At 56.6% G+C, this 26,956-nt stretch carries 22 protein-coding genes and 2 tRNA genes; 17 read left to right on the plus strand and 7 right to left on the minus strand.

What is annotated here, in order from left to right:
* Window positions 1-139 precede the first annotated feature (139 nt).
* Complete coding sequence (locus E4T21_RS05525; RefSeq protein WP_149284072.1) at window positions 140-2,101, plus strand: ATP-binding cassette domain-containing protein; 1,962 nt, start codon at window positions 140-142, stop codon at window positions 2,099-2,101.
* 49 nt (window positions 2,102-2,150) lie between these two features.
* Here E4T21_RS05525 and E4T21_RS05530 read toward each other — a convergent pair whose 3' ends face one another.
* The gene (locus tag E4T21_RS05530; RefSeq protein WP_149284073.1) at window positions 2,151-2,597 is read right to left on the minus strand and encodes a universal stress protein; all 447 of its coding nucleotides are present in this window, start codon (window positions 2,595-2,597) and stop codon (window positions 2,151-2,153) included.
* Between the two features lie 109 nt (window positions 2,598-2,706).
* Here E4T21_RS05530 and E4T21_RS05535 point away from each other — a divergent pair, with 109 nt between their 5' ends.
* Window positions 2,707-3,231, plus strand: a complete 525-nt coding sequence (locus E4T21_RS05535) for a preprotein translocase subunit YajC (RefSeq protein ID WP_149284074.1) — start codon at window positions 2,707-2,709, stop codon at window positions 3,229-3,231.
* A gap of 69 nt (window positions 3,232-3,300) precedes the next feature.
* On the opposite strand, the gene slyA is transcribed toward E4T21_RS05535, so the two are convergent.
* A complete protein-coding gene (gene slyA, locus E4T21_RS05540) occupies window positions 3,301-3,756 on the minus strand; it encodes a transcriptional regulator SlyA (RefSeq protein WP_149284075.1) in 456 nt (151 codons plus the stop codon).
* A gap of 67 nt (window positions 3,757-3,823) precedes the next feature.
* On the minus strand, window positions 3,824-5,152 hold the full coding sequence (locus E4T21_RS05545) for a DUF5924 family protein (protein ID WP_240349303.1): 1,329 nt from the start codon (window positions 5,150-5,152) through the stop codon (window positions 3,824-3,826).
* A gap of 316 nt (window positions 5,153-5,468) precedes the next feature.
* On the opposite strand from E4T21_RS05545, the gene fadB reads away from it, so the two are divergent.
* On the plus strand, window positions 5,469-7,634 hold the full coding sequence (gene fadB / locus E4T21_RS05550; RefSeq protein ID WP_149284077.1) for a fatty acid oxidation complex subunit alpha FadB: 2,166 nt from the start codon (window positions 5,469-5,471) through the stop codon (window positions 7,632-7,634).
* 24 nt (window positions 7,635-7,658) lie between these two features.
* A complete protein-coding gene (gene fadA / locus E4T21_RS05555) occupies window positions 7,659-8,837 on the plus strand; it encodes an acetyl-CoA C-acyltransferase FadA (RefSeq protein ID WP_149284078.1) in 1,179 nt (392 codons plus the stop codon).
* Window positions 8,838-8,932: 95 nt separating this feature from the next.
* On the opposite strand, the gene E4T21_RS05560 is transcribed toward fadA, so the two are convergent.
* A complete protein-coding gene (locus E4T21_RS05560) occupies window positions 8,933-9,394 on the minus strand; it encodes a flavodoxin family protein (RefSeq protein WP_149284079.1) in 462 nt (153 codons plus the stop codon).
* Between the two features lie 137 nt (window positions 9,395-9,531).
* On the opposite strand from E4T21_RS05560, the gene E4T21_RS05565 reads away from it, so the two are divergent.
* The 3 genes from E4T21_RS05565 (at window position 9,532) to E4T21_RS05575 (ending at window position 11,220) form a co-directional block, all read left to right on the plus strand.
* Window positions 9,532-10,011, plus strand: coding sequence for a YbhB/YbcL family Raf kinase inhibitor-like protein (locus tag E4T21_RS05565; RefSeq protein WP_149284080.1), 480 nt, complete (start codon window positions 9,532-9,534; stop codon window positions 10,009-10,011).
* Window positions 10,012-10,085: 74 nt separating this feature from the next.
* Entirely contained in the window at window positions 10,086-10,421 is a 336-nt protein-coding gene (locus E4T21_RS05570) for a zinc ribbon domain-containing protein YjdM (protein WP_149284081.1), read from the plus strand.
* Between the two features lie 169 nt (window positions 10,422-10,590).
* Complete coding sequence (locus E4T21_RS05575; RefSeq protein WP_187775117.1) at window positions 10,591-11,220, plus strand: hypothetical protein; 630 nt, start codon at window positions 10,591-10,593, stop codon at window positions 11,218-11,220.
* 92 nt (window positions 11,221-11,312) lie between these two features.
* Here E4T21_RS05575 and E4T21_RS05580 read toward each other — a convergent pair whose 3' ends face one another.
* On the minus strand, window positions 11,313-11,900 hold the full coding sequence (locus E4T21_RS05580; RefSeq protein ID WP_149284082.1) for a helix-turn-helix domain-containing protein: 588 nt from the start codon (window positions 11,898-11,900) through the stop codon (window positions 11,313-11,315).
* A 234-nt stretch (window positions 11,901-12,134) separates the two neighbouring features.
* Here E4T21_RS05580 and gltX point away from each other — a divergent pair, with 234 nt between their 5' ends.
* From gltX to E4T21_RS05595, 3 genes are all read left to right on the plus strand, one after another.
* Window positions 12,135-13,613 carry a glutamate--tRNA ligase gene (gltX, locus tag E4T21_RS05585; RefSeq protein ID WP_149284083.1) on the plus strand — a complete coding sequence of 493 codons (1,479 nt, stop codon included), beginning with the start codon at window positions 12,135-12,137 and terminating at the stop codon, window positions 13,611-13,613.
* An 84-nt stretch (window positions 13,614-13,697) separates the two neighbouring features.
* A tRNA-Ala gene (locus tag E4T21_RS05590) sits at window positions 13,698-13,773 on the plus strand.
* 16 nt (window positions 13,774-13,789) lie between these two features.
* A tRNA-Glu gene (locus E4T21_RS05595) sits at window positions 13,790-13,865 on the plus strand.
* A gap of 643 nt (window positions 13,866-14,508) precedes the next feature.
* Here the strand turns inward: E4T21_RS05595 and E4T21_RS05600 are convergent.
* Window positions 14,509-15,396, minus strand: a complete 888-nt coding sequence (locus E4T21_RS05600; RefSeq protein WP_187775118.1) for an NAD(P)-dependent oxidoreductase — start codon at window positions 15,394-15,396, stop codon at window positions 14,509-14,511.
* A 179-nt stretch (window positions 15,397-15,575) separates the two neighbouring features.
* On the minus strand, window positions 15,576-16,859 hold the full coding sequence (gene gltA, locus E4T21_RS05605) for a citrate synthase (protein ID WP_149284084.1): 1,284 nt from the start codon (window positions 16,857-16,859) through the stop codon (window positions 15,576-15,578).
* A gap of 470 nt (window positions 16,860-17,329) precedes the next feature.
* Here gltA and sdhC point away from each other — a divergent pair, with 470 nt between their 5' ends.
* The 7 genes from sdhC to lpdA all read left to right on the plus strand — a co-directional run bounded on the left by sdhC (window position 17,330) and on the right by lpdA (window position 26,929).
* Complete coding sequence (gene sdhC, locus E4T21_RS05610; RefSeq protein ID WP_149284085.1) at window positions 17,330-17,707, plus strand: succinate dehydrogenase, cytochrome b556 subunit; 378 nt, start codon at window positions 17,330-17,332, stop codon at window positions 17,705-17,707.
* A complete protein-coding gene (gene sdhD / locus E4T21_RS05615; protein WP_149284086.1) occupies window positions 17,701-18,048 on the plus strand; it encodes a succinate dehydrogenase, hydrophobic membrane anchor protein in 348 nt (115 codons plus the stop codon). Before sdhC ends, sdhD begins: the two co-directional genes overlap by 7 nt.
* Window positions 18,049-18,051: 3 nt before the next feature.
* Window positions 18,052-19,824: a succinate dehydrogenase flavoprotein subunit gene (gene sdhA, locus E4T21_RS05620; RefSeq protein ID WP_149284087.1), complete on the plus strand. Its 1,773-nt coding sequence runs from the start codon at window positions 18,052-18,054 to the stop codon at window positions 19,822-19,824.
* Between the two features lie 12 nt (window positions 19,825-19,836).
* Window positions 19,837-20,547, plus strand: a complete 711-nt coding sequence (locus E4T21_RS05625; protein ID WP_149284088.1) for a succinate dehydrogenase iron-sulfur subunit — start codon at window positions 19,837-19,839, stop codon at window positions 20,545-20,547.
* Window positions 20,548-20,849: 302 nt separating this feature from the next.
* Window positions 20,850-23,705: a 2-oxoglutarate dehydrogenase E1 component gene (locus E4T21_RS05630; protein WP_149284089.1), complete on the plus strand. Its 2,856-nt coding sequence runs from the start codon at window positions 20,850-20,852 to the stop codon at window positions 23,703-23,705.
* 42 nt (window positions 23,706-23,747) lie between these two features.
* Complete coding sequence (odhB, locus tag E4T21_RS05635) at window positions 23,748-25,268, plus strand: 2-oxoglutarate dehydrogenase complex dihydrolipoyllysine-residue succinyltransferase (protein ID WP_149284090.1); 1,521 nt, start codon at window positions 23,748-23,750, stop codon at window positions 25,266-25,268.
* 221 nt (window positions 25,269-25,489) lie between these two features.
* On the plus strand, window positions 25,490-26,929 hold the full coding sequence (gene lpdA / locus E4T21_RS05640; protein ID WP_149284091.1) for a dihydrolipoyl dehydrogenase: 1,440 nt from the start codon (window positions 25,490-25,492) through the stop codon (window positions 26,927-26,929).
* Window positions 26,930-26,956 lie beyond the last annotated feature (27 nt).

Raw genomic sequence — 26,956 nt, forward strand, 5'->3', positions numbered from 1 at the left:
ATGATTTCTCACACGAAAAGTGGCAGTGCCTGCCACTTTTCGTTCAAGCCGAGAATTGTACCTGTAGCACCTCACGGCATGCACCTGACGGTGGGTGCATGAGTTACACTGGCGTGATCAAGCAATGGAGAGGTGACGTGTGACCCTGCTACGACTGGAGCAGCTGCAACTGGCCTATGGCCATCATATTTTGCTCGACAATGCCGACCTGACCCTGGAAAAGGGAGAGCGGCTGGCGCTGGTAGGGCGCAATGGGACCGGCAAGTCGACCTTGTTGCGACTGGTGTCCGGAGAGAGTCAAGCGGACTCGGGTGTTATCTGGCGTGCTCCGGGGCTCAAGATCGGTGTGCTCGCCCAGGATCTGCCGGAGGCCAGTGACGAGAGTATTTTCGATGTAGTGGCCCAGGGGCTCCCCGAGGCGGGTAGTCTGTTATCTGAGTATCATCGGTTGATACAGTCCGACGAACCGGACATGGCCCGGGTGGCGTCGCTGCAGACCCGGTTGGAAGCCATTGATGGTTGGTCCTTTCATCAGCGCATAGGCGTTGTGCTGAGCCGCCTGGGCTTGCCTGAAGATGCGGCAATGTCATCCCTGTCGGGTGGCTGGCGCCGACGTGTGGCATTGGCCAGGGCTCTGGTGGCCGAGCCCGACTTGCTGCTGCTGGACGAGCCAACCAACCACCTGGATCTGGACACCATTACATGGCTCGAAGAACAGGTTGCTTCCTTCCCAGGTGCCGTGCTGTTCATCACCCACGACCGGGCTTTTCTTTCGCGCTTGGCGACCGGTATTCTGGAACTGGACCGTGGGCGCCTGGGGCGTTATCCCGGTGATTATTCCGCCTACCAGGCTCAGAAGCAGCACGAACTGGAAGTCGAAGCCAAAGAGAATGCCGAGTTCGACAAGAAGCTGGCTCAGGAAGAAACGTGGATTCGTCAGGGTATCAAGGCTCGTCGAACCCGTAACGAGGGCCGGGTAAGAGCGCTTGAGCAGTTGCGCCGCGAACGTAGCCAGCGCCGTGAACGCCAGGGTACCGCGACACTGTCGGTAGATAGCGGGGAGCGCAGCGGCAAGCGTGTGGTGGAGCTGACCAATGTCACTCAGCACTTTGAATCATCCACGGTGATTCGTGATCTCAGCATCGAGATTCAGCGAGGTGATCGTATTGGCTTGATTGGCCGCAATGGCGCCGGCAAGACGACGTTGCTCAAGATTCTGCTGGGGGAACTGGAGCCGAGTGAAGGAGAAGTTCGTCTCGGTACCAAGCTGCAAGTCGCTTATTTCGATCAGCTGCGTGCCGGCCTGGAGCCGGAGAAGAATGTCTACGACAACGTGGCCCAGGGTAGTGACAGGGTCGTGGTCGGTGGGCGAGACCGCCATGTGATGAGCTACCTGCAGGATTTCCTTTTCTCCCCTGAGCGAGCTCGTCAGCCTGTCAAAGCGCTGTCTGGTGGCGAATCCAACCGCTTGCTGTTGGCCAAGCTGTTTACTCAGCCTGCCAATGTCCTGGTGCTCGATGAGCCGACCAACGACCTGGATGTGGAAACACTGGAGTTACTAGAGGAACTGCTACTGGACTTCGATGGTACTCTGTTGCTGGTATCCCATGACCGCGCTTTCATGGATAACGTAGTGACGAGCGTTCTGGCTTTCGAAGGTGGCGGAGCGGTACGCGAGTACGTGGGAGGCTACAGTGACTGGGTCCGCCAGGGCGGTAAATTGCCACCTGCTCCTTGGGAAGGTGGTTCACGTTCGGGTAGCAAGGGAGTGGATGGCAGAGCCGAGAAAGCCGGAGTCGAGGGAGTTGAGAAAGGCACGCTCGAACACGTCAGGTCGGTAGAGAAGAGGGCCGTGCCAGCGCGGCCTGCCAAGCTATCCTACAAGCTGCAAAGGGAACTCGATGCCTTGCCTGCGGAGATCGAGCGCCTTGAAGGCGAGATCGCTGCATTGGAAGCGGAAGTGGGTGATCCTGCCTTTTATCAGCAGGACTCTGGCTCCATCAATGAACGTCTCGGGGTGCTACAGGCAACCCAAGAGAGTCTCGAAGCAGCCATGGAGCGTTGGATGGAGCTGGAAGCCATGGCCAGTGGCGAGAACTGAGAACCTGTGCGGCGGCCACGGACGCTGTGTCCGTGGCCACAAAGCTGGCTTACTCTTCGCTTTCCTTGCCGACGCGCACCGCGAGCACGTCACACTGGGCTCCATGCAGCACGCCAGTGGAAGTGGAACCCAGCAACAGGGCGAAGCCATGGCGACCGTGAGAGCCAACGACGATCAGGTCGACGCCATTATCCTCGGCAAAGCGATGGATCTCTGTATCGGGCATGCCGACAACAACATGCTGGTCGTCCTTGGTAACGTGGGCATCGGCGATTTCGCCCAAGCGTTGCTTGGCATGCTCGTCCAGTTGGTCCTGAATACTGGTCAGGTCCATCGGAATGTCGCCACCATAGGCAAAGCCGAGTGGCTCCAGCGTGTGGATGATGGAGAGTTTTGCGTGGTTGCGGTCGGCAATCTGCAAGGCGCGCTCGAGGATCTTGTGAGAATCCTTGGTCAGATCAACAGCGACCAGCACATGACGATACTCGTTGCTCATGGGGTAATGCCTCCAGCGGCAGTCGATGAGAGAAATCCTGTGTTCAACTCTAGGACGCTCGCGTGGCCAAGACAACGTTATTGATCAACCTTTTACCAGAGGAAGGCTTATGTTATGGGTGATCATCCTGGTGGTGGTGGGCATAGCGTTCGCGCCGGCCATGTGCCTCAGGCCTAGTGCCAGGGAGCGCCATCTGGGCAAGCTGCGAGATGCGGCGGTTCATTCTCACGTCAGCGTCAAGTTGGAGACATCGCCTTTGCATGGCGATAACGACAAGATGGCGGCCTATCGTTGGCCTTATCCTGCACAGCGCCCGGGGCCCGTCTTCATGCTAGTTCGCGAGGAGCATGCCAGTCAGGCATTGAAGCTCTGCGAGCCAGGGTGGCGTTGGCGGATTGAGCCGCTGCGGCCTATGCCTCCCTCGGTCAACACCAGTTTCCTGCGCTTGCTGTCGAAGCTGCCGGCAGATGCCTGTGTTGTGGAATCCAACGCGAAGGCATTGACCTTATGGTGGGACGAATCTCTGGATGTTGAGGATTTCTGTTCCTTGGCGGCTCCTGCTGCGGCGCTTCGTGATGCTCTGCAGGGACGGCCTGACCAACCCAGTGGAGGTGTGCCTGAGGCACCGATCTGAGGCTGGGTCTGCCAGACCTCCCTGAGGTGGCGGGAGGCCTGGTTTCAGAAGGAGCTTGCGGCGGGGAAATCAGCAGTCGTCGTCTTTGCTTCCATCAGGATTGAGCAGCGCCATGCCGTTGGCCTCGATACGTCCAAGTATTTCGCCGAGTTTCTGCTGATCATCTTCCTCCAGCCCTGCCAGCATTTCGGCTCGGGCCTGCTTGACGATAGCGTCAATCTTTTCCAGCAGGGGAGTGGCCTGCTTGGTAAGGTGAATGCGCTTGGTTCGACGGTCCTGGTCACAAGGGTGTCGCTCGACAAGCCCCTGTTCACATAATTGATCCAGCGTACGTACCAGTGAAGGGGCTTCGACGCCAATGGCGCGAGCCAGGTCGCATTGAGGCTGGCCTTCGGGCATTTGCCACAGATGATAAAGCGTGACCCAGCGCGTTTGAGTCAGCCCCAGTGGTGCCAGGCGCTGGTCTAGAACGGCACGCCAGATACGTGGGGCGCGGGACAGCTGTAAGCCAATGTTCTCATTCATGTCGGTTCGCAATTAGGAAGTCTGCAAATAATTTGATTGTCGGAATGCTTGTGGCGTATTGCAAGTGTCACTCCTCCCGGGAATCGTCATTGCCTTTCCCTGAGGAGTACTCCTTGTTGTCCTGTTGCTCTTTGTCCTTGGCATCGTTATTTGCCGAGGTTCCTGGGGATTCTTTGCTTGCCCTGGGGGTGGCATCGTCCGTTCCGGCCTGTGCGTACGGTCGTGCTGGCTCCTTTTCTATCGGAGTCTGTTGATCGGCTGTTGGTTCCGGTGCGGAGCTGCGCCAGTGCAAATTCAGCCCAGGTATACCAACCTGGGGCGTGATATTTCCGTTGGCGAGGGTAGCGTTATCTGGATTATCGCTGACGTTGAAATTGATTTCACCAATACGCTGACCGCCACTGGTCATGACATCAATACGCCAGTGTCCCTTGCTGTCATCGGGGAAGCGCGTCTTATGGGTCCAGGCACGATAGCCCTTGGCCCGACCACCATGGATTTCCAGAGGGATGCGGTCGACCAGCTTACCGTCGCGATACCACTCATGAACAATATCTTCACGCAAACCTCGTGGGGCATGGATCGCGGTATAGGCATAGAGCCCCTGTGCCTTCAGGGCTTCGGGAGTCAGGGCGGTACTACCTTGGGGTTGCCTTGCTTCAACATCGAAGGATGGCGACAGGGCGCTGCCTGATAACCACAGCGTTGCCGGTGGAACCCAGTAGCGTCCGAACCAGGCAAGCGATGCCAGCAATGGCAATAGCGCGAACATGGCCAGCCAGCGTCCGGGAGTCATGGGGCTCAGCAATTGCAGCAAGCTAGGCAGGCTGAATACGACCATGCACAGAGAAGCCAGGATCAGGCTCTGAGTGGTCGTCAGCTGCAGTATCAGCGGAAGAGTGACCAGCACGATCAGGAAGACACACTGGGCGTGGAAGACGATGTACAGCCAGCGCTTGTGCTCAGCCAGGCGGTAGTACAGTGGGTCCAGAATCGACAGCACTGCCATGCACAGCATGGCCAGGGTGAACAACGCTTGGCCACTGGTCCAGACGGTTGTTGCCAGCAGGAAAGGTAGAGTAAAGAACAGAGTCTCCTGATGAACCATCTGTGTAATGAATGTCATCAGGCCGCGGGGAGATACTGGCAGACCACGTTGTTGCAGGCGACGTTCAATGAGGCTTTCCGACAGTAGCAGGAGCCAGGTCAGTATCATGCCTGCTGCAAGCAGGATGCCTAGCCATTGCTGACGTTGGACCAGAAAGAAACTTGCGACACCCGTAGCGAAGGCTACCGGTGGCCATACCCAATGCCACGGACGCAACCGCTCCGCCCAGCGCTCGATAATGAGATGCAGGCGGATCAGAGGACTTGGAGAAGAGGGTGATGGTGTCAAGGGTATGCCAATGTTCTATGCGAAAGAGAGCATTTTATCAGACCTGGCGTCTGGTGCAGGCAGGATCCAGAGGATATCTCGTCAATGATCTGCATTAACTGTCTGCCGACCCCTTGCATATGTTCCTTGGTAGGGGTTGACGTCATTCCAGCTTTGCACCAAGCTGCAGTAAATCAAACGGCCGTATGAATTTATGATTTCACAGCACTAGGGATTCAATGTGCTGTCTTCATCGCTCGCATTCGGAAATGGTTGGTTGATGTCGTGAAGGCTGTGAACCAACGCTTCCTTCAGTACAACAAGCGGAGACCCCTGGATGATCTATCAAGGCAATGCCATCACGGTAGCAAGAGGTGGTGACGATATCGCCACCCTAAACTTCGACTTGAAGGATGAATCGGTCAACAAGCTGTCCAGCTCGGTGGTGACGGAACTGGAGCAGGCTCTGCAGGCGCTACGCAGCGAGAGTGGTATCAAGGGGCTGATGCTGGCCAGCGCTAAGGACGCCTTCATTGTTGGTGCTGACATCACCGAGTTTCATGCCATGTTCGAGCAGGATGAGTCTGAGATTCAGACCATGCTTGAGCATGTTCACAGCATCCTCAATGATCTGGAAGACCTGCCTTTCCCCACTGTCAGTGCCATCAATGGCCTGGCTCTGGGCGGTGGCTGTGAGGTGGTGTTGTCCACGGACTTCCGGGTCATGGCCGAGGGCGCCAAGATCGGGTTGCCGGAGACCAAGCTGGGAATCTTGCCCGGTTGGGGAGGCTGTGTGCGCCTGCCACGCCTGATCGGTGCCGACAATGCCATCGAATGGATTGCTGGTGGTGGAGAAAACCGGGCAGATGCTTGCCTTAAGGTAGGTGCGGTGGATGCCGTGGTCCCAGCCGAGGAACTGGAAGCTGCAGCGCGGGATATTCTGCTGCGGGCCAATGCCGGTGAATTCGATATTCAGGCTCGCCGTACTGAAAAGCAGTCTCCTCTCCAGCTGAACGCGATTGAGCAGATGATGGCGTTTGAAACCGCCAAAGGTTTCGTGGCAGGAAAGGCTGGACCTCACTATCCAGCTCCCGTGGAAGCGATCAAGGTCATTCAGAAGGGCGCTGGGGAAGAGCGCGCCCGGGCACAGGCGATTGAAACCAAGGCATTCATCAAGCTGGCCAAGACAGAAGTATGCTTCAACCTGGTCGGGCTGTTCCTCAACGACCAAGTGGTCAAGAAGAAGAGCAATCGTTACGCCAAAGAAGCAAGGCCGGTGCGTCAGGCGGCCGTGCTTGGCGCCGGGATCATGGGCGGAGGCATCGCCTATCAGAGTGCCTCCAAAGGTGTTCCCATTGTGATGAAGGATATCCGCGAGGAGGCCATTCAACTGGGCCTGAAGGAAGCACGCAAGCTGTTTGCCAAGCAGGTTGAGCGTGGCCGGCTGACCTCTAGCGGCATGGCCGAGAAGCTGACCAATATTCGCCCGACGCTGTCCTACGGTGATTTTGCCAATGTCGATGTGGTCGTCGAAGCCGTGGTCGAAAACCCTCAGATCAAGGGGGCAGTACTGCGTGAGCTTGAAGCCGAGGTAGGGGAATCCACGATTCTGGCTTCTAACACCTCGACTATCTCGATCACTCGACTGGCAGAGAACCTGGAGCGTCCAGAGAACTTCTGCGGCATGCATTTCTTCAACCCGGTACACCGTATGCCTCTGGTCGAGGTCATTCGTGGTGAAAAGACAGGTGATGCTGCTGTGGCTGCTACGGTGGCCTATGCCAAAGCCATGGGCAAGACGCCTATCGTGGTCAACGACTGCCCTGGCTTCCTCGTCAACCGAGTCTTGTTCCCGTATTTCGGAGGGTTCAGCCTGCTAGTGGAGCAGGGGGCCGATTTCCAGCGTATCGACAAGATCATGGAGCGATTTGGTTGGCCCATGGGGCCGGCATATCTGCTCGACGTGGTCGGCATGGATACAGCGGTCCATGCCAATGAAGTAATGGCGGAAGGCTTCCCGGAGCGCATGGCGAGAGAAGGCAAGACGGCCATTCAAGTGATGTTTGAAAACGATCGTCTGGGCCAGAAGAATGCCAAGGGCTTTTATGCCTATGAGGAAGATCGCAAGGGCAAGCCGAAGAAGGTCATGGACGAAGAAAGTGGCAAGCTGGTGGCCCAGGTGGTAAGCAGCCAACGCGAGTTCAGCGATGAGGACATCATTGCCCGGATGATGGTGCCCTTGTGCATGGAAACAGTGCGTTGCCTGGAAGATGACATTGTCGGGTCTCCTGCCGAGGCCGACATGGCACTGATTTATGGCATCGGCTTCCCTCCTTTCCGCGGTGGTGCACTGCGTTATATCGATGCGACTGGGGTGGCCGAGTTCGTTGCCCTGGCCGATAGTCTGGCCGAAGAGCTTGGGCCGCTGTATGCCCCTACTGAGCGCCTGCGCCAGATGGCGGCGGACGGTGAAACTTTCTACGGCGTTGCCAAAGCCAACTGACACCACGAGACAGGAGAAGAATCGATGAGTTTGCAACCGAGAGATATCGTGGTGGTCGATGGCGTGCGGACGGCCATGGCCAAGGCCAAGCAAGGTGCATTTCGCAATGTACGTGCCGAGAACTTGTCTGCCGAGGTGATGAAGGCGCTATTCGTGCGTAATCCGAACCTGGACCCTGGTGAAGTTGATGATGTCATCTGGGGGTGCGTCAACCAGACCCTCGAGCAGTCCATGAATATTGCTCGCAATGCCCAGATTCTGACGGGTATTCCTCGTAGCGTGCCTGCCCAGACCGTCAACCGGCTCTGCGGTTCGTCGATGAGTGCGTTGCACATTGCTGCGGCCAATATCAAGGCGGGCATGGGAGACTTCTATATCATCGGTGGGGTTGAACACATGGAACATGTGCCCATGGCCCATGGTGTCGATGTCAACCCGGCAGCCAGCAAACATGCTGCCAAGGCGGCGATGATGATGGGGCTGACAGCAGAGCTGCTGGGCAAGCTGCATGGCATCTCTCGTGATGATCAGGACGCTTTCGGCGTGCGTTCGCATCAACGGGCATATGCTGCCCAGCAGGAAGGCGGCTTTGACAATGAGATCATCGGGATCGAAGGGCACGATGGTGCTGGTCGCCGTATCCTGGTCAAGAAGGACGAGGTGATTCGTCCTGATGCCAGCCTCGAAGCCATGGCAGGGCTCAAGCCGGCGTTTGATCCCAGGGGTGGCACGGTCACGGCAGGAACGTCTTCGGCGCTGTCGGTCGGTGCCAGTGGAATGGCCGTGATGAGCTACGAACGGGCCAAGGCCCTGGGCCTCGAGCCCTTGGCCAAGGTAGTGTCCACTGGTGTGTCAGGATGCGATGCCTCAATCATGGGCTATGGGCCAGTACCTGCCTCCAAGAAGGCTTTGAAAGCTGCTGGCTTGACCATCGAAGATATCCAGACGGTCGAGCTCAATGAGGCCTTCGCTGCTCAGGCATTGCCGGTACTCAAGGATCTTGGATTGCTGGATAGCATGGACGAGAAAGTCAACCTGCATGGGGGAGCGATTGCCCTCGGACATCCGCTGGGGGCATCAGGAGCCCGAATCTGCACGACTCTGCTCAATGTGATGCAACAGCAGGATACTGCCTTTGGCCTGGCCACCATGTGCATCGGTATGGGACAGGGTGTGGCGACGGTCTTCGAGCGTCTGCGCTAAGAAAGCCTTGCTGCATGTCGATGCGAATGCATCAACACATATCCTGACACGCAGAAGTGTTTTCAAACGGCTCCGATTGGGGCCGTTTTTTTCGGTTATAGAATGCCGGCATCCAGTCCTGCTGCCATGGTCATGGCAAGCTCTTCGACCTGTCTGGGAAAGTCCTCGTCCCAGGCGCCACGCAGGGTCAGGGGTTCCTGTACCCAATGCCAGCGCAAGCCAGTGACAATGCCTTCCACGGCTCGCCGAGTCCCTGTTCCATCTTGTCCGGCCCGGATGTAGAGTGCACAAGACAGGCCTTGAGTATGTTCAAGTAGAGGGTAATAACAGCGATCGAAGAAATCTTTCAAGGCTCCACTCATGTACCCCAGGTTCTCCGTAGTACCGAGCAGAATGGCATCGGCCTGGAGAACGTCATCCGCTGTAGCTTCCAATGGCGCCATGACGCGCACGGAAACGCCCTCTATATCTGGGTGGCTGGCGCCATGTTTGGCAGCATCCCGCAGGCGCAAGGTATTGGGCGAAGGAGCATGAGCGACGATCAGCAGGCGTTTCATTTGGCATGACTCTTCATTGCATTGCGGCCCTTGACCGGGAAGCAGCAGTTCTCGCTACGATGTCAGAGAATGGCTTGCATGACAGAATTCCCTGCTGACGACACCCATTCCCATGTGTAACTCCAGGAGGACCAAGGATGAAATTCGCACTTTCTTCTCTCAGTGTTTCCAGCCCAGACTTTGCTGATGACGCCCCTTTGTCGGCTCGTCACAGTCAGGAAGCAGACGATCTGTCACCGGCGCTCAGCTGGAGAGGGGTGCCTGATGGCACTCGCGGTATTGCGGTGATATGCCATGATCCGGATGCCCCTGTCGTCAATAATGGCGGTTACGGTTATGTACATTGGGTGCTGTATAACCTTCCTGCCTCGGTGACTGAGCTGGAGGAAGGCAGCAAGCTGGGTACGGCAGGTGTCAATGATGGTGGCTCTCTAGGTTATTGTGGGCCAATGCCGCCCCAGGGCCACGGCTTGCATCGATATTACTTCTGGGTGCTGGCGCTGGATACAGAAACAGACTATCCAGAGGGGCTGACTCTGGCTGATTTTCTTAGCAAGGTAGAGCTTCATGTACTGGGCATGAACCGGATCATTGGCACGTATCGTCGAGAGCCTTGAGGCTATCTGCATCACTGGCTTTTAACGTTACCACGGAGTAGGCTTGGGCGCCCGTCATACTAGGTGATAGCGTCATGAGTGAACTGCCTCCCTGTCCTAGCTGCCAGTCTCCATATGCGTATGAGGACGGCGCTCAGTTGATCTGCCCCGAATGCGGCCATGAATGGGTTCCGGGGGAGGTCCAGGAAAGCGATGCAAAAGCGGTACGCGATGCCAACGGCAACGAGTTGGCGGATGGCGATACCGTTACCGTGATCAAGGATCTCAAGGTCAAGGGCTCTTCGTCTGTGGTCAAGGTGGGTACCAAGGTCAAGAACATCCGTCTGGTGGATGGCGATCATGATATTGACTGCAAGATCGATGGCATTGGTGCGATGAAGCTGAAGTCGCAGTTCGTCAAGAAAGTCTGACACCCATCAACCGCGTTACGTGTAGAGGCCCCCATCCTGCTCTTCAGGATGGGGGCCTGGCATTTATCGGCACCATACCTGTCTCCTGTCAGGGGACGGAATAGCTCGCGCGCCTTTCACAAGTAGCGCCTAATCTGATGCAAAAGGGAAAAGATCGGGAGCACGGCCAATGCACGAGAGCAGATACCGAATCCTGTTCCTGGCCCTATGTTTGGTGCTGGCAGGGTGCGACGGCAGTGACAGGGAAGAAGCGGATAATGAATCACCGCTAGCCTCTGGTGATGCCCAGGAGATACAGGAGAATGCACGCCAGACGCAGGATAGCGCAGGGCAGCCTTTAGATGAGTCTACCGAACCATTGCCGGATGTTTCCATGACAGATCCGGTAACGGTCTCGCTTGATGCTCGGTTGCAGAGTGACCGTCGAATGCTGGTGGCTGGGAATACCAATCTGCCTGATGGCACACGACTGTCAGTCCTGGTTGAGCGTGAAGCCAGTGGTGTGCATTGGCAGGAGCGGACCACGGTTTTCGAGGGGCGCTTTGAAGTAGGGCCTCTTGGGCCTGGCAGTGGACTGCCAGATGGTGGCTATCGTTTACGGGTCCAGACGGAGCCCTCGAGTGTTCAGCCTCGTTCGGTGCAGCAACGCCTGGGAGCAAAGGGAGAGCACCTGAGAGGCTCTCTTGTGCAGGACACACCTCATGGGCTTGGGAAGGTCATCAATGCCGGTCAGCGTATACTGGTAGGTCAGGAAGTCCGACGAACCAGCGATGATGTACAGGTCCAGGAAAGGCAGTAGGATGGTTTTGCCTGATCATGGCCATGCGCGCTCCACGTACCGTTTCTGTGATGCTGCTGCCATCACTGCCGTGGTAACGGTGCGAATGCTTGCTATACAGGCTCGTGGCGCCACAAGGCGACAATCTTGGCCGTCAGGCGCATGCCACTATGATAACGAGTGACATCCTGTTGGCCTTCCTGTTGAAAGATCAACTGGCCCGTGGGGTCCTGGGCCACGTGGCGAATACACAGCTTGTCGTTTTCGGCAACGAGATAGAGGCCTGGCTGACGAAAGATTTCGGTCGGCGCAACGGCTGCCAGATCCATCTGGCGAAGGAAATCGAATTCTTCGCCGGGCCCTGGTGTCAGTAGGTGGCAATCACCGTCCCAACGCTGCCCGGGAATCAGTTCTAGAGGCAGGTCGATGCCTTTATGCGCCGCTTCGTTCCAGGGCAGAGGCAAGTGGGAGCGAAGGTATAGCGGAGAAGGCCGATTGGGTTCCCCCTCCAGCAGATGAGATAGGGGGCAGTTCAGGGCCTGGGAGAGGGCTACCAGCCGCTCGTGACCAATCTGCTTGATAGCACCGGACTCCCAGTAGGAGATGGTGACATCCGAGACCCCCACCTGACGTGCAAGCGCGGCCTTGTTCAGACCTGCGGCTATGCGAAGTTGCTTGATGCGCGGACCCAGCGCGTCCATGAAACCTTCCTTCGACTCGTTAAACGAAACTGGAATACTCATGGATTCGGCCTGCGCATGCAATATCCAACGTCAACTAAGTGTCCTTGGCACGTCTGGCTGCGATGGGCTACAGAGGTGCGTATAATGTTGGCCATTCTGCTGCAATGGCCTGTACAAGGCGGGCCGGCACCTGCTTACTGGTGCTTGCGCTGAACCAGGACGTAGCTTTCTTTTTCCAGGATGCAGGACCCTATGACTGTTCGCACGCGAATCGCGCCTTCACCCACGGGTGACCCTCACGTAGGCACTGCCTATATCGCACTGTTCAACCTGTGCTTCGCTCGCCAGCATGGCGGTGAGTTCATTCTGCGCATCGAGGATACCGACAGAGTTCGCTCGACAACTGAGTCGGAGCAGATGATTCTCGACTCACTGCGCTGGCTCGGCCTGGAGTGGGATGAAGGGCCTGATGTGGGCGGGCCACATGGTCCCTATCGCCAGAGCGAGCGCGGAGATATCTATGCAGAACATGCCCAGCGTCTCATTGAGGCTGGCCATGCCTTCAAGTGTTACCGCACCAGTGAGGAACTGGACGAACTGCGCGAGGAGCGCAAGGCAGCAGGCCAGCATCTGGCACTCAAGCCTGCCGATCTGGCTCTGGAGCCGCAGGAACAGGAACGTCGTGAGCGTGAGGGAATGCCCTATGTCGTGCGCATGATGGTGCCGGACAGTGGGACCTGCGTGGTCGAAGATATGCTGCGCGGCACTATCGAGGTGGACTGGGGGCAGGTTGATGCACAGATCCTGCTCAAGTCAGATGGCATGCCGACATATCACCTGGCCAATGTGGTCGATGATCACCTGATGAGTATCACGCATGTGTTGCGTGGTGAGGAATGGATCAATTCCGCTCCCAAGCATCAATTGCTGTATGAGTACTTCGGTTGGGACATGCCTAGGCTGTGTCATATGCCTTTGCTGCGTAATCCTGACAAGTCCAAGTTGTCCAAACGCAAGAATCCTACGTCCATCAATTACTATCGGCGCATGGGGTTCCTGCCTCAGGCCGTGACAAATTATTTGGGACGAATGGGCTGGTCGATGCCTGATGAGCGCGAGAAGTTCTCCCTCGAGGAAATGATGGCGAACTTCGATATCCAGCGTGTTTCTCTGGGAGGCCCGGTATTTGACCTGGACAAGCTGACCTGGCTCAACGGCGTGTACCTGAGGGAAGACCTGGATGACCGTGGCTTCCTCCAGGCATTGATGAGCTGGGCCTTCAACGAGGAATACCTGAAGGATATCCTGCCTCAAGTTCGTACTCGGGTAGATACCTTGTCCGATGTGGCGCCGTTGGCTGCGCATTTCTTCTCGGGCATGCCTGCCATCACGGAGGCCAGCTTCTCTGATGTGAAGATGGAGCGTGAGGACCTGGTCAAACTGTTGCAGTTCCTGGTGTGGCGCTTCGAATCCGTTTCCAGTTGGAAGAAGGACAGCCTGCTTGTCGAAGTCAAGGCGCTATGTGAGCACTTTGATCTGAAGATGAAAGCATTCCTTGCGCCGGTGTTCATTGCTATTACTGGCTCGTCTTCCAGTACGTCAGTGATGGATGGAATGGCCATCATTGGTTCAGACATGACGCGTGCACGCTTGCGCCACGCCATTGAAGTGCTCGGTGGTGTGTCCAAGAAGCAAGCCAAGCGGCTCGAAAAGGAGTATCGCGAGCTGTGACGGGGGCTTGTGGCTAACCTTCGTCAAAAAGTGTTGACCTTTCCCGGAACAATCAGTAACATGCGCCCCGTCTTCGAGAGATACGGGGCCTTAGCTCAGCTGGGAGAGCGCAACACTGGCAGTGTTGAGGTCAGCGGTTCGATCCCGCTAGGCTCCACCAATTCCTCGTACGATGCGTCCCATTCGTCTAGTGGTCTAGGACACCGCCCTTTCACGGCGGGAACAGGGGTTCGAACCCCCTATGGGACGCCACTTCTTTTTCCATGCGTACCTTGCATGCTAATCATTTACTGGTTTTTCCTTGTAGATGATGTCTCTTCCAGGCGACAAAACATACTGCTCATTCCAATAAAAAGGAATGAGAGTGCTTCGCATGTCATGTGGACTTGTTGCCTTGGCAAGCCCTCATGCGTATGAATTTTCTATGTCTTCATGGGTAGTTTTGCCTTTTTTCTATTGACAGGCGACAAAGCTATCCACCTGTGGTTGTTCTTTGTGCCTCTTGCCTTCCAAACCGCACGGTTGCGCTGTTATTCTGTTTTTTCCTTATATATCAACAAGTTGGAACGGGTTAAAAATTGACCAATCTAACAGCTCCCCCCTGTTCATGGCGATTCTGGGGCGGTTTCTAATGGTTGTGAACAGGGTTATCCACAGAATGTGTGGAAAACATAATACGAGGACAGGAAGGAGGCGTAAGGGAGCGTAGAGATGCTCCGAAAGAGGGCGGAGAAATCATTTATCCGCCCTCTTGCGGTGCAAGTGTCTCTTAATGCAGACGTCTCGTAGGCGCAATTTGCAGACAACGCAATTTGCCGGCAAACAGGTGAATAGTCTGTGGCTGAATTATTGGCGTTCTAACGCTCTAAACAGTTCCAGAGAATAGTTCCGGAGGCTATCTGGAAATGTCCCGGAGTCGTTTCAATAGGGAGGAGGTATCCCATCTGCCGCCTCCCATGACCTGTACATCGGCATAGAACTGATCCACCAGGGCAGTGACAGGGAGTCGGGCCTGGAGTGTGCGGGCCTGTTCCAGGCAGATTCCCAGATCCTTGCGCATCCAATCCACGGCAAAGCCGTGATCGTACTGATCATCGATCATGCTGGCGTGACGATTTTCCATCTGCCAGGAGCCGGCAGCGCCTTGGCGTATCACTTCCACTACATGCTTGCGGTCGAGGCCGGCCTGCTCGGCGAAATGCAGGCCTTCCGCCAGCCCTTGAACCAATCCGGCAATGCAGATCTGATTGACCATCTTGGTCAGTTGTCCGCTTCCAGCAGGGCCCATCAGGTTGACTGCGCGGCCATAGTGCTGGAGTACGGGTTGAATGTGCTCGAAGGCAGACTGCTCCCCGCCGCACATGATGGTCAGTACGCCATTCTCTGCACCTTGCTGGCCTCCGGATACGGGGGCATCGATAAAGCTGACGCCATGTTCACGACAGGCCTGGTCAAGCTCTTCTGCGAGGCTGGATGAGGCGGTGGTGTGGTCCACCAGCAGGCTTCCTGGCGCGAGAGAGGCAAGAACCCCATCGGGCCCGGTGCTGACGGAGCGCACATCGTCGTCGTTGCCGACGCATATCAATGCCACGTCGGCACCTTCGGCTGCAGCGGCGGGGCTGGGGTGATGGCTGCCGCCAAATGCTTTGCTCCAGGCTTCTGCCTTGGTGGTCGTCCGGTTGTAAACCCGCACGTTCAGGCCTGAACGGGCCAGGTGGCCAGCCATTGGGTAGCCCATCACGCCGAGTCCAATGAAGGCAACGGTAGTGATATTTCGGTTCATCGTTTCTTCCTTGTGAGTGTTTCGTGTGTTCAGCATAACGCGTCGAGGCGGCCGGTCTCGACTATCGCTGATTCGTGATCTTTCTCAGCATCGCACTTGAGTTGTGCGCGAGGTTAGAAACGCAAAGAGCCGCCCGAAGGGCGGCTCTTTAGTGCGTCTATGACATGAGTGAGTGGAACTCACTTGGTCGGATAGTCGCGCTCGGTGTGTCCGGTGTAGAGCTGGCGCGGGCGGCCAATCTTGTAGCTCTCGCTGATCATCTCGTTCCAGTGGGAGATCCAGCCGATGGTTCGGGACACCGCAAAGATGACCGTGAACATGTTGGTCGGAATGCCCATGGCCTTGAGGATGATGCCGGAATAGAAGTCGACATTCGGGTACAGTTTGCGCTCGATGAAGTACTCATCTTCCAGGGCAATCTGCTCCAGGCGCTTGGCAATCTTCAACTGCGGATCATCGATGCCGAGCTGAGCCAGAACCTCGTCGCAGGTTTCCTTCATGACCTTGGCGCGCGGGTCGAAGTTGCGATAGACACGGTGGCCAAAGCCCATCAGCTTGAAGGGGTCATCCTTGTCCTTGGCCTTGTCGATGAAGCGCTGGATGTTCTCTTCGGAATCGTCACCGATCTCGTCCAGCATCTTGAGGACGGCTTCGTTGGCGCCGCCATGGGCCGGACCCCACAGAGCGGCGATGCCGGAGCTGATGCAGGCAAAGGGGTTGGCGCCAGTGGAGCCTGCCAAACGCACGGTAGAAGTCGAGGCATTCTGCTCGTGGTCGGCATGGAGCATGAAGATGCGATCCATGGCCTTGGCGTAGACCGGGTTGATTTCGTAGGGCTCGCACGGGTTACTGAACATCATGTAGAGGAAGTTCTCTGCATAGTTCAGGTCGTTGCGAGGATAGTTGAACGGCTGACCGATGTTGTACTTGTGTGACATCGCGGCCAGGGTCGGCATCTTGGCGATCAGGCGGATGGCGCTGATTTCGCGATCTTCTTTCTGGGTGATGTCCAGATGGTCGTGATAGAAGGCGGCCAGGCCTCCGACCACGCCACAGAGAATTGCCATGGGGTGAGCGTCGCGACGGAAGCCGCGATAGAAGTTGGCCAGTTGCTCATGAACCATGGTGTGCGACCGAACACGGCTTTCGAACTCTTTGTACTGCTCTTCGGTAGGTAATTCACCAAACAGAAGCAGATAGCTCATTTCTACGAAGTTGGAATTCTTGGCCAGTTGCTCGATCGGGTAGCCGCGGTGCAGAAGAACGCCCTTGCCACCATCGATGTAAGTAATGCCGGATTCGCAGGAGGAGGTGGCCATGAAGCCTGGGTCGAATGTGAACAGACCTTCAGCACCCAGTCCACGCACATCGACAACATCGGGGCCCAGAGAGCCTGAATAGATCGGGAGTTCAATCGGCTTCTCCAGTCCATCCACCGTCAGGGTTGCTTTTCTGTCAGCCATGATTGGCCTCCTTTGTATGCGATATGAAGCGATAAGTCGTTATTTCTCGCTATCGTGTCGGCGAAAACCATGCCGCACTGCCAAAAAGGTGTGCCCACTATAGAAGCGTTCCAGATATTGTCAATTCTTCCATTGGACCTGTTAAGTTGTACTATAAGCTGTTTCTTGCATAAGTTTTGTATAGCTTATGGTGCTTTGCATCATTGTAAAGCATTTTGCACTGCAGCATGATTGATGATCCTGTGATTTTAAGCAGTTTCGTCATGGTTTTTTCATTTCTGCGACGTCAAAATCGAACTCACAGGTATTTGTCATAGGGTGGGGGAGTCCCTATAATTCACGCCGCGACTGGCAGGAACAGGAGGTCGTGTCCAATTGTTGGTCACGATGATACCCTTCCCGAAACCACCGCCCGCTCGGGCCTCTGGCCCAAATGTCGTAGAGTGGGCCATGAGAGTGTGTAGAGAGCCGTGAAAAGCAAACGACCCGTAAACCTGGATCTCAATACGATCCACTTCCCCCTTCCCGCGTTGACGTCGATTACGCACCGTATCACTGGCGTCATTCTCTTTATCGGTCTGATCTTCGCCTTCTGGGCCCTGGACGCTTCATTGTCGTCTGAAGAGGGTTTTGAAGCCGTACGTGATGCATTGGCACATAATTTCTTCGCCAAGCTTGTGGCGTGGGGGCTGTTGTCCGCACTGGCTTACCACTTCGTGGCGGGCATCAAGCACTTCATTATGGACGCTAACATCGGCGTTACTACTGAAGGGGCTGTGAAGAAAGCGCAGATCACTATCGTGGTAAGTGTCGTGCTGATCATTCTGGCGGGGGTCTGGGTATGGTAACCAATATCACAAGTTTCAGCCGTAGTGGACTGTCTGACTGGATCATCCAGCGCGCCAGCGCCGTAGTGATGGCTGTCTACACAGTCTTTCTTGTCGGCTATGTGCTGTTTCACCCGCAGCTCGATTATGCCACCTGGAGCGGTCTCTTCCAGCAGACCTGGATGCGCATCTTCTCGGTACTGGCTTTCGTGTCATTGGCTGCCCATGCTTGGGTGGGCCTGTGGACCGTGACGACTGATTATATCAAGCCGACCTGTATCCGTGTCGCTACCCAGTCCGTCATCATTCTTGCCATCTTCGTGTTCCTGGTCTGGGGCATCCAAGTACTGTGGGGAGCCTGATTCATGTCAAACATGCGTAGTATGACTTTTGACGCCATCATCATCGGTGGCGGTGGCGCAGGCCTGCGTGCTGCACTGGAACTGGCCAAGTCCGGCAAGAATACGGCTGTGCTGTCCAAAGTCTTCCCGACTCGCTCGCACACAGTGTCTGCCCAGGGCGGTATCACTTGTGCCATTGCTTCTGCCGATCCCAATGACGACTGGCGTTGGCACATGTATGACACGGTCAAGGGCGGTGACTACATCACTGACCAGGATGCTGCGGAATACATGTGTTCCGAAGGTCCGAAGGCGGTGTTCGAACTTGAGCACATGGGGCTGCCGTTTTCTCGTTTCGACAATGGCCGCATCTATCAGCGTCCATTCGGTGGTCAGTCCAAGAACTTCGGTGAAGGTGGTCAGGCTGCCCGTACCTGTGCTGCCGCTGACCGTACCGGTCATGCACTGCTGCACACCCTGTATGAAAATAACGTCAAGCACGACACCACTTTCCTTAACGAGTGGTATGCCATCGATCTGGTGAAGAATGCCAACGGCGATGTTGTCGGTTGTATCGCCATGGATATCGAAACTGGCGAAGTGGTTCACATCAAGTCCAAGGCTACCGTGCTGGCGACTGGTGGCTCCGGTCGTATCTATGCCTCTACTACCAATGCCCTGATCAACACGGGTGATGGTATCGGCATGGCTCTGCGGGCTGGTGTGCCTATCCAGGATATCGAGATGTGGCAGTTCCACCCGACCGGTATTCACGGTGCTGGCGTGCTGGTGACGGAAGGCTGTCGTGGCGAAGGTGGCTATCTGATCAACAAGGATGGCGAGCGCTTCATGGAGCGTTATGCTCCGAATGCCAAGGACCTGGCCGGTCGTGACGTCGTGGCTCGCTCCATGGTGATGGAAATTCTTGAAGGACGTGGTTGCGGCGAGAATGGCGACCATGTCTATCTCAAGCTCGACCACCTGGGCGAAGAGGTTCTCAGCAAGCGTCTTCCGGGTATCGTGGAACTGTCCAAGACCTTCGCTCATGTGGATCCGGCCAAGGAGCCGATTCCCGTGGTTCCGACCTGCCACTACATGATGGGTGGTGTTGCTACCAATATCCATGGTCAGGCCATCGGTCAGGACAAGGACGGTAACGACTACATCATCAATGGTCTGTATGCATGTGGTGAGGCGGCGTGTGTCTCTGTACACGGTGCCAACCGTCTGGGTGGTAACTCTCTGCTTGACCTGGTGGTCTTCGGCCGTGCTGCCGGCATGTTCATCGAGAGCGCGCTGAATGAAGGTGTCGACTACCTTGATGCTCGTGATTCCGATGTTGAAACGGCCATGCAGCGTATCAACCGCTGGAACGAGTCAAGTGGCGGCGAGAGCGTGGCTGACCTCAAGCGTGAGCTGCAGAGCATCATGCAGAACTCTTTCGGTGTATTCCGCGAAGAGAAGAACATGAAGGATGGCGTCGAGAAGCTGGCTGAGCTGCGTGGCCGTATTGCTGAAGCTCACCTGTCTGACAAGTCCCTGGCTTTCAATACTGCTCGTGTCGAAGCTCTCGAACTGGACAACCTGATGGAAGTGGCTGAAGCCACCGCCATTGCCGCGCTCGAGCGCAAGGAAAGTCGTGGTGCGCATTGCCGCTACGACTATCCGGATCGTGACGACGTCAACTGGCTCAAGCACTCGATGTTCTTCCCTGGTGAGAAGCGCGTTGGTCAGCGTGATGTCAACTTCGCGCCGAAGACCATGGATAAGTTCGAGCCGAAAATCCGCACATACTAAGGAGGAGTCACGATGTCCAAGCTTCAGGTATCCCTGTATCGCTATAATCCGGAAACTGACTCCGCACCTTATATGCAGGAGTTCGAGGTCGACACCCAAGGACGTGATCTCATGGTCCTCAACCTGCTTGAGCTGATCAAGCAGGACGATACGACTGTCGCCTATCGTCGCAGCTGCCGTGAGGGTGTGTGTGGCTCCGACGGCATGAACATGAACGGCAGCAACGGCCTGGCTTGTATTACACCGCTGTCCCAGGTGGTGAAGAACAACAAGCTGGTGTTGCGTCCGCTGCCTGGCCTACCGGTCGTTCGGGACCTGGTGGTCGACATGAGCCTGTTCTATCAGCAGTACGAGCGTATTCAACCGTACTTGAAGAACGATGCGCCGGCGCCGGCCATCGAGCGTCTGCAGTCTCCGGAAGATCGCGACAAGCTGGATGGGCTCTACGAGTGCATTCTGTGCGCCTGTTGCTCTACGGCCTGTCCGTCCTTCTGGTGGAATCCGGACAAGTTCGTTGGTCCGGCAGGTCTGCTGAAGTCCTATCGCTTCCTGGCCGACTCTCGCGATACGGCAACCAATGAGCGTTTGTCTGATCTGGAAGACCCGTTCTCTGTCTTCCGTTGCCGCGGAATCATGAATTGTGTCGCGGTATGTCCGAAAGGACTCAACCCGACACGTGCGATTGGCAAAATTCGTGAGATGTTGCTGGCAAATGCCACTTAAATCGTGGCGCTGAGCTTGCTATCATATGTCGGTCCTGGGCGCGACAATCTGTCGCGCTGGGGCTGCGAAGAACTTCGCTTCGGCAGAAGTGTCGAAAGCCGGTGCCTTGGGCACCGGCTTTTGAACATGGAGCAAGTCATGGCTGGCTGACATTGTTGTCAGTAGCAGAACCACAGGGCGCTTGGCATAGGTCGGTGCCAAGGGGTGACAAGCAGGCAGAATGCTTTCTGTCAGGCGTTACTCCCGAGGCAGGCCAAGGTGCTGAGCCCAATACCACCCCATCAGTGCAGGGTGACCGAGAGATGCAAGAAGGCATAATGGAGTTGATGTGGCGCTCCTCTCACGTAACGGGCAGTAACGTCCACTACGTAGAAGCGCTCTACGAGCAGTACCTCGACGACCCCGCTGCCGTTCCCCAAGAATGGCGCGACTACTTCGACCAGCTGCCTAACCCCGATGGACAGGGTTCCGGTAGCGCAACGTCCCACGATATCCCCCTCACGCCGATTCGCGAGCAGTTCTATCAGCTAGGCAAGCAACAGCACCGTGCTGCCTATGCCATCGCTCCGAGTTCCGACGGCGAAGACAGCCGTAAACAGGTTCGCGTTCTCCAGCTGATCAATGCTTACCGCTTCCGCGGTCACCAGCATGCGAATATCGATCCGCTCGGTCTGCGTGACCCGAGTGCGGTTCCTGATCTGGATCTGGCTTTCCATCAGCTGTCCAAGGCCGACCTTGAGACTGAATTCCAGACAGGCTCATTCTTCCTGGGCCAGGACCAGGCTCCGCTGCGAGTGATTGTCGACGCTCTGGAGCAGACTTACTGCCGTTCCATTGGTTGTGAGTTCATGCATATCGTCGATACCGAAGAAAAACGTTGGCTGCAGCAGCGTTTTGAGTCGGTGCGCTCGAAGCCGCCCTATACCGAGGGTATGCGCAAGCATGTTCTGGAACGCCTGACTGCCGCCGAAGGTCTGGAGAGCTACCTGGCCTCCAAGTATCCGGGTACCAAGCGCTTTGGTCTTGAGGGTGGCGAGTCCTTCATTCCGATGATGGACGAGCTGATCCAGCGCGCTGGTAGCTACGGTACCAAGGAAGTGGTTATTGGCATGGCCCACCGTGGCCGCCTCAACGTGCTGGTCAATATTCTCGGCAAGAATCCATCCGAATTGATCGATGAATTCGACGGCAAGAAGTTGATCGAGCGCGGGTCTGGTGATGTCAAATACCATCAGGGCTTCAGCTCGAATGTCATGACACCGGGTGGGGAAGTCCACTTGGCCATGTCGTTCAACCCTTCGCATCTCGAAATCGTGGCTCCGGTAGTCGAAGGCTCCGTGCGTGCCCGCCAGGATCGCCGCAATGACGGCGATGGTGGCAAGGTTCTGCCGATCAATGTCCATGGTGATGCGGCCTTTGCCGGCCAGGGCGTGGTCATGGAGACATTCCAGATGTCTCAGACCCGTGCCTACAAGACAGGCGGTACTGTCCATATCGTCATCAACAACCAGGTCGGCTTCACCACGTCTGATCCGCTCGATGCACGTTCCACCGAGTATTGCACCGACATTGCCAAGATGGTTCAGGCTCCGATCCTCCACGTCAATGGTGATGACCCTGACGCTGTGCTTCATGTCACTCAGGTAGCACTGGATTATCGTCAGCAGTTCAGCAAGGACGTAGTGATTGACCTGGTCTGCTATCGTCGTCGTGGTCACAATGAGGCAGATGAGCCGTCTGGTACCCAGCCGCTGATGTACCAGAAGATCAAGGATCATCCCTCTTCCCGCGCCATCTATGCCACGCGCCTGGTTCAGGAAGGCGTGGTCAGCGAAGATGAAGCCAAGGCGCTGATCGAGAAGTACCGTGATGATCTGGTCGCTGGCAACCATGTGGCCAATGCCCTGGTACAGGAACCGAACACTTCTCTGTTCGTCGACTGGAAGCCATACCTGGGCCATGAGTGGACCGGTTATGCAGATACTTCCTTGGATCTCAAACGTCTGCAGCAGCTTGCTGCCAAGATGTGCGAGGTTCCGGAGGGCTTTGCCGTTCAGCGTCAGGTCGCCAAGATCTATGAAGATCGGCGCAAGATGCAAGGTGGCGGCCTGGCACTGAACTGGGGCTTTGCCGAGACACTTGCCTACGCCACTCTGCTGGATCAGGGGCATCCTATCCGCTTGACCGGACAGGATGTGGGGCGCGGTACCTTCTCTCACCGTCATGCTGTATTGCATAACCAGAAGGACGCTTCTCTGCACGTTCCGCTGCAGCATCTGGCACCGGGGCAACCGGACTTCACCATCCACGACTCCTTCCTTTCGGAAGAAGCGGTGCTGGCCTTCGAATACGGCTATGCCACCACCATGCCCAATGCGCTGGTGATCTGGGAGGCTCAGTTCGGTGATTTCTTCAACGGTGCCCAGGTGGTGGTTGACCAGTTCATCTCTTCCGGGGAAACCAAATGGGGCCGACTGTGTGGACTGACCATGCTGTTGCCGCACGGTTTCGAAGGGCAGGGGCCTGAGCACTCATCTGCACGTCTGGAACGCTTCCTGCAGTTGTGCGCCGAGTACAATATGCAGGTTTGTGTGCCGACTACTCCGGCTCAGATCTTCCACTTGTTGCGGCGCCAGGTGATTCGTCCGCTGCGCAAGCCGTTGGTGATCATGTCACCGAAGAGCCTGTTGCGTCATAAGGAAGCTGTATCCAGTCTCGAAGAGCTGGCCCATGGCAGTTTCCAGATGGTGCTTCCGGATCAAGGCAAGCGAGATGCCAGTCAGGTCAAGCGCGTCATCATGTGTTCAGGCAAGGTTTACTATGACCTGGACAATTGGCGTGAGGAAAACCTGCTCGATGATGTGGCGATCATTCGGGTTGAGCAACTGTATCCGTTCCCGAAAGAAGAGCTGTTCGAGACGATTTCTCAGTATACCAATACCACCGATATCGTCTGGTGCCAGGAAGAGCCGCTCAACCAGGGGGCCTGGTACTCCATGCAGCATAATCTGCGTAGCGTGGCAGAAGAGCTCAAGGCGGGTTTCGGAGCCACACTCAAGTTTGCCGGACGCCCAGCATCCGCTGCACCTGCAGCAGGCTACATGTCCGTTCACATCGAACAGCAGCGCCAGTTGGTCGAAGACGCCTTCAACCTTTAAGGCAACGACCCGGAACGAGAGAAGAGAGACTAAGGAAATCACATGGCTACCGAGATCAAGGCACCAACCTTTCCGGAATCCGTTGCCGAAGGTACCGTTGCTGCATGGCACAAGCAGCCTGGCGACAGCGTGGAGCGTGACGAGCTGATCGTCGAGATCGAGACCGACAAGGTCGTGCTGGAAGTTCTGGCTCCAGAGGCGGGCACTCTGTCCGAGTTCCTGGTGGCGGAAGGCGATACCGTTGCTTCCGAGCAGATACTGGGACGCATTGGTGAAGGCGCTGCTGCACCTAAGGCTGAAGCTCCTCAGGCTGAAGCGTCTGCACCTGCAGCGGCTCCTGCCGCAGCAGATGCCGGTGGCGAGAAGTTTGAAGTCAAGGCACCGACCTTCCCTGAGTCCATCCAGGAAGGCACCGTTGCTGCTTGGCACAAGCAGGTAGGTGAGCCGGTCAAGCGTGATGAGGTACTGGCCGATATCGAGACCGATAAAGTCGTGCTCGAAGTCGTTGCTCCGGCAGACGGCGCTCTGGTGGAAATCAAGACAGAAGAGGGCTCCCAGGTCGCTTCCGAAGCCCTGCTGGCCGTTTTCCAGGCAGGTGCTGGTGCAGGTGGCGCGCCGGCGGCTGCTGCGGAGCCAGCAGCGGAAACAGCTGAAGAGGAAGTCTTCGAGCAGGTGGGTGACAAGATCGTGGCGCCTGCCGCACGCAAGCTGATCGCCGAACATGGCCTCGACGTTGCTGCCATCAACGGCACAGGTAAGGATGGCCGCGTGCTCAAGGAAGACGTGCTCAAGGCTGTCAAGTCCGGCTCTGCCAAGAAAGCGGCTGCTCCGGCTGCCGCCGCTGCTCCCGTCGTGGAAGGAGAGCGTCCCGAGAAGCGCGTGCCGATGAGCCGTCTGCGTCAGACCATCGCCAAACGTCTGGTCCAGGCTCAGCAGACTGCTGCCATGCTCACCACCTATAACGAGGTGGACATGGGCGCCGTGATGGAACTGCGCAAGCAGTACAAGGACACCTTCCTGAAAGCGCATGATGTCAAGCTCGGCTTCATGGGCTTCTTCGTCAAGGCGGCCTCCGAAGCACTCAAGCGCTTCCCGGACGTCAATGCCTCCATCGACGGCAGCGATATCGTCTATCACGGCTATCAGGATATCGGCGTTGCCGTTTCCACCGAGCGTGGTCTGGTGGTTCCGGTACTGCGTGATACTGACAGCATGAAGATCGCCGATGTCGAGAAGGGCATTGTCGACTTCGGTCAGCGTGCTCGCGCTGGCAAGCTGGGCATCGATGAGATGCAGGGTGGTACCTTTACCATCACTAACGGAGGCATCTTCGGTTCTCTGATGTCCACTCCGATCCTGAATCCGCCGCAGACCGCTATCCTGGGTATGCACAAGATCCAGGAGCGTCCGATGGCAGTGAATGGCAAGGTCGAGATTCGTCCGATGATGTATCTGGCATTGTCCTACGACCACCGAATGATCGATGGCAAGGACGCAGTCCAGTTCCTGGTAACTATCAAGGAGCTGCTTGAGGATCCGGCGCGTCTGTTGCTGGAAATCTGATCCCGGCATCGATTGAGACTGGTCTGAAGACCCGTGAAGCCAGATGGTTTTCAGGCAGTCTCTCGAGGAACGCTGAATAAATCGACCGAGCGACATGGCCACAAGATGCAAGGCATTCAGTACGCCGTGATGGCGTTGACCTGATGGTCTGCACGCTCAGGTCCTTATGCAGTGTTTCCCAAGGAAGCGTTGCAGACAGCTGAATACATACAGGAGCCAAAATGGCCGACAAGTTTGATGTGATCGTTATTGGTGCAGGCCCCGGTGGATACGTGGCCGCCATTCGCGCTGCCCAGCTGGGTCTGAAGACCGCCTGTGTCGAGAAATGGATTGGCAAGGAAGGCAAGGTCGTTCATGGCGGTACCTGCCTGAACGTCGGTTGTATTCCGTCCAAGGCGCTGCTCGAAGCGTCTCACAAGTACGTCGAAGCCAAGCACGAGTTTGATAGCCTGGGCATTCAGACGGGTGACGTCAGCATGGACGTCGCCAAGATGATCGGCCGCAAGGAACAGATCGTTAAGAACCTGACAGGTGGCATCTCAGGCCTGTTCAAGGCCAATGGCGTGACTGCCATCGATGGTACCGGCAAGGTTGTGGCCAAGGACAAGGTGGAAGTGACCGGCCTTGATGGCAACGCCACCACCTATGAAGCCAGCCATATCGTCATCGCTGCTGGCTCTGTCCCGGTTGAAATTCCGCCGACCCCGATGACCGACGGCATCATCGTCGACTCCACCGGTGCGCTTGAATTCCAGGAAGTGCCGAAGCGTCTTGGCGTGATCGGTGCCGGTGTCATCGGCCTGGAACTGGGCAGCGTGTGGAACCGTCTGGGCAGCGAAGTCGTCGTACTCGAGGCGTTGGATGCTTTCCTGCCGATGGCCGATGCTGCCATCGCGAAGGAAGCCCAGAAGCTGCTCAAGAAGCAGGGCCTGGATATCCGTCTTAACGCCCGAGTGACCGGTTCTGAGGTCAAGGGTAATGAAGTCGTCGTCAAGTACGAAGACGGTGAAGGTGCGCAGGAAATCACCTTCGACAAGCTGATCGTCTGTGTGGGACGTCGCCCCTACACCAAGGGCGTTGTTGCTGATGGTCTGGGCATCGAGCTCGACCAGCGCGGCTTCATCCATGTCGATGATCAGTGCCGTACCAGCGTACCGGGCGTATACGCCATCGGTGACTGTGTACGCGGCCCCATGCTTGCCCACAAGGCATCCGAGGAAGGTGTCATGGTGGCGGACATCATCGCCGGCCATAAGGCCCAGATGAATTACGACACCATCCCGAGCGTCATTTACACCTTCCCTGAAGTCGCCTGGGTTGGCCTGTCCGAGCAGGAAGCCAAGGCCCGTGGCATCAAGGTCAAGACCGGCAGCTTCCCGTTCGCTGCCAACGGTCGTGCAATGGCCAACAATGCCACCGAAGGCATGGCCAAGATCATTGCCGATGAAGAGACTGACCGTGTACTCGGTCTGCATATTCTCGGCATGGGAGCTGGCGAGATGATTGCCCAGGGCGTTATTGCCATGGAGTTCGGTTCCAGTGCCGAAGACCTGGCGCTGACCTGCTTCGCTCACCCGACCATGTCGGAAGCGGTGCATGAAGCTGCCCTGGCGGTGGATGGCCATGCCATCCACATGGCCAATCGCAAGAAGCGCAAGTAACGCGCCAGTTCTGGGAAGGTGATATCG

Source organism: Halomonas binhaiensis (assembly GCF_008329985.2).
In the GTDB taxonomy this organism is placed as follows: Bacteria; Pseudomonadota; Gammaproteobacteria; order Pseudomonadales; family Halomonadaceae; genus Halomonas; species Halomonas binhaiensis.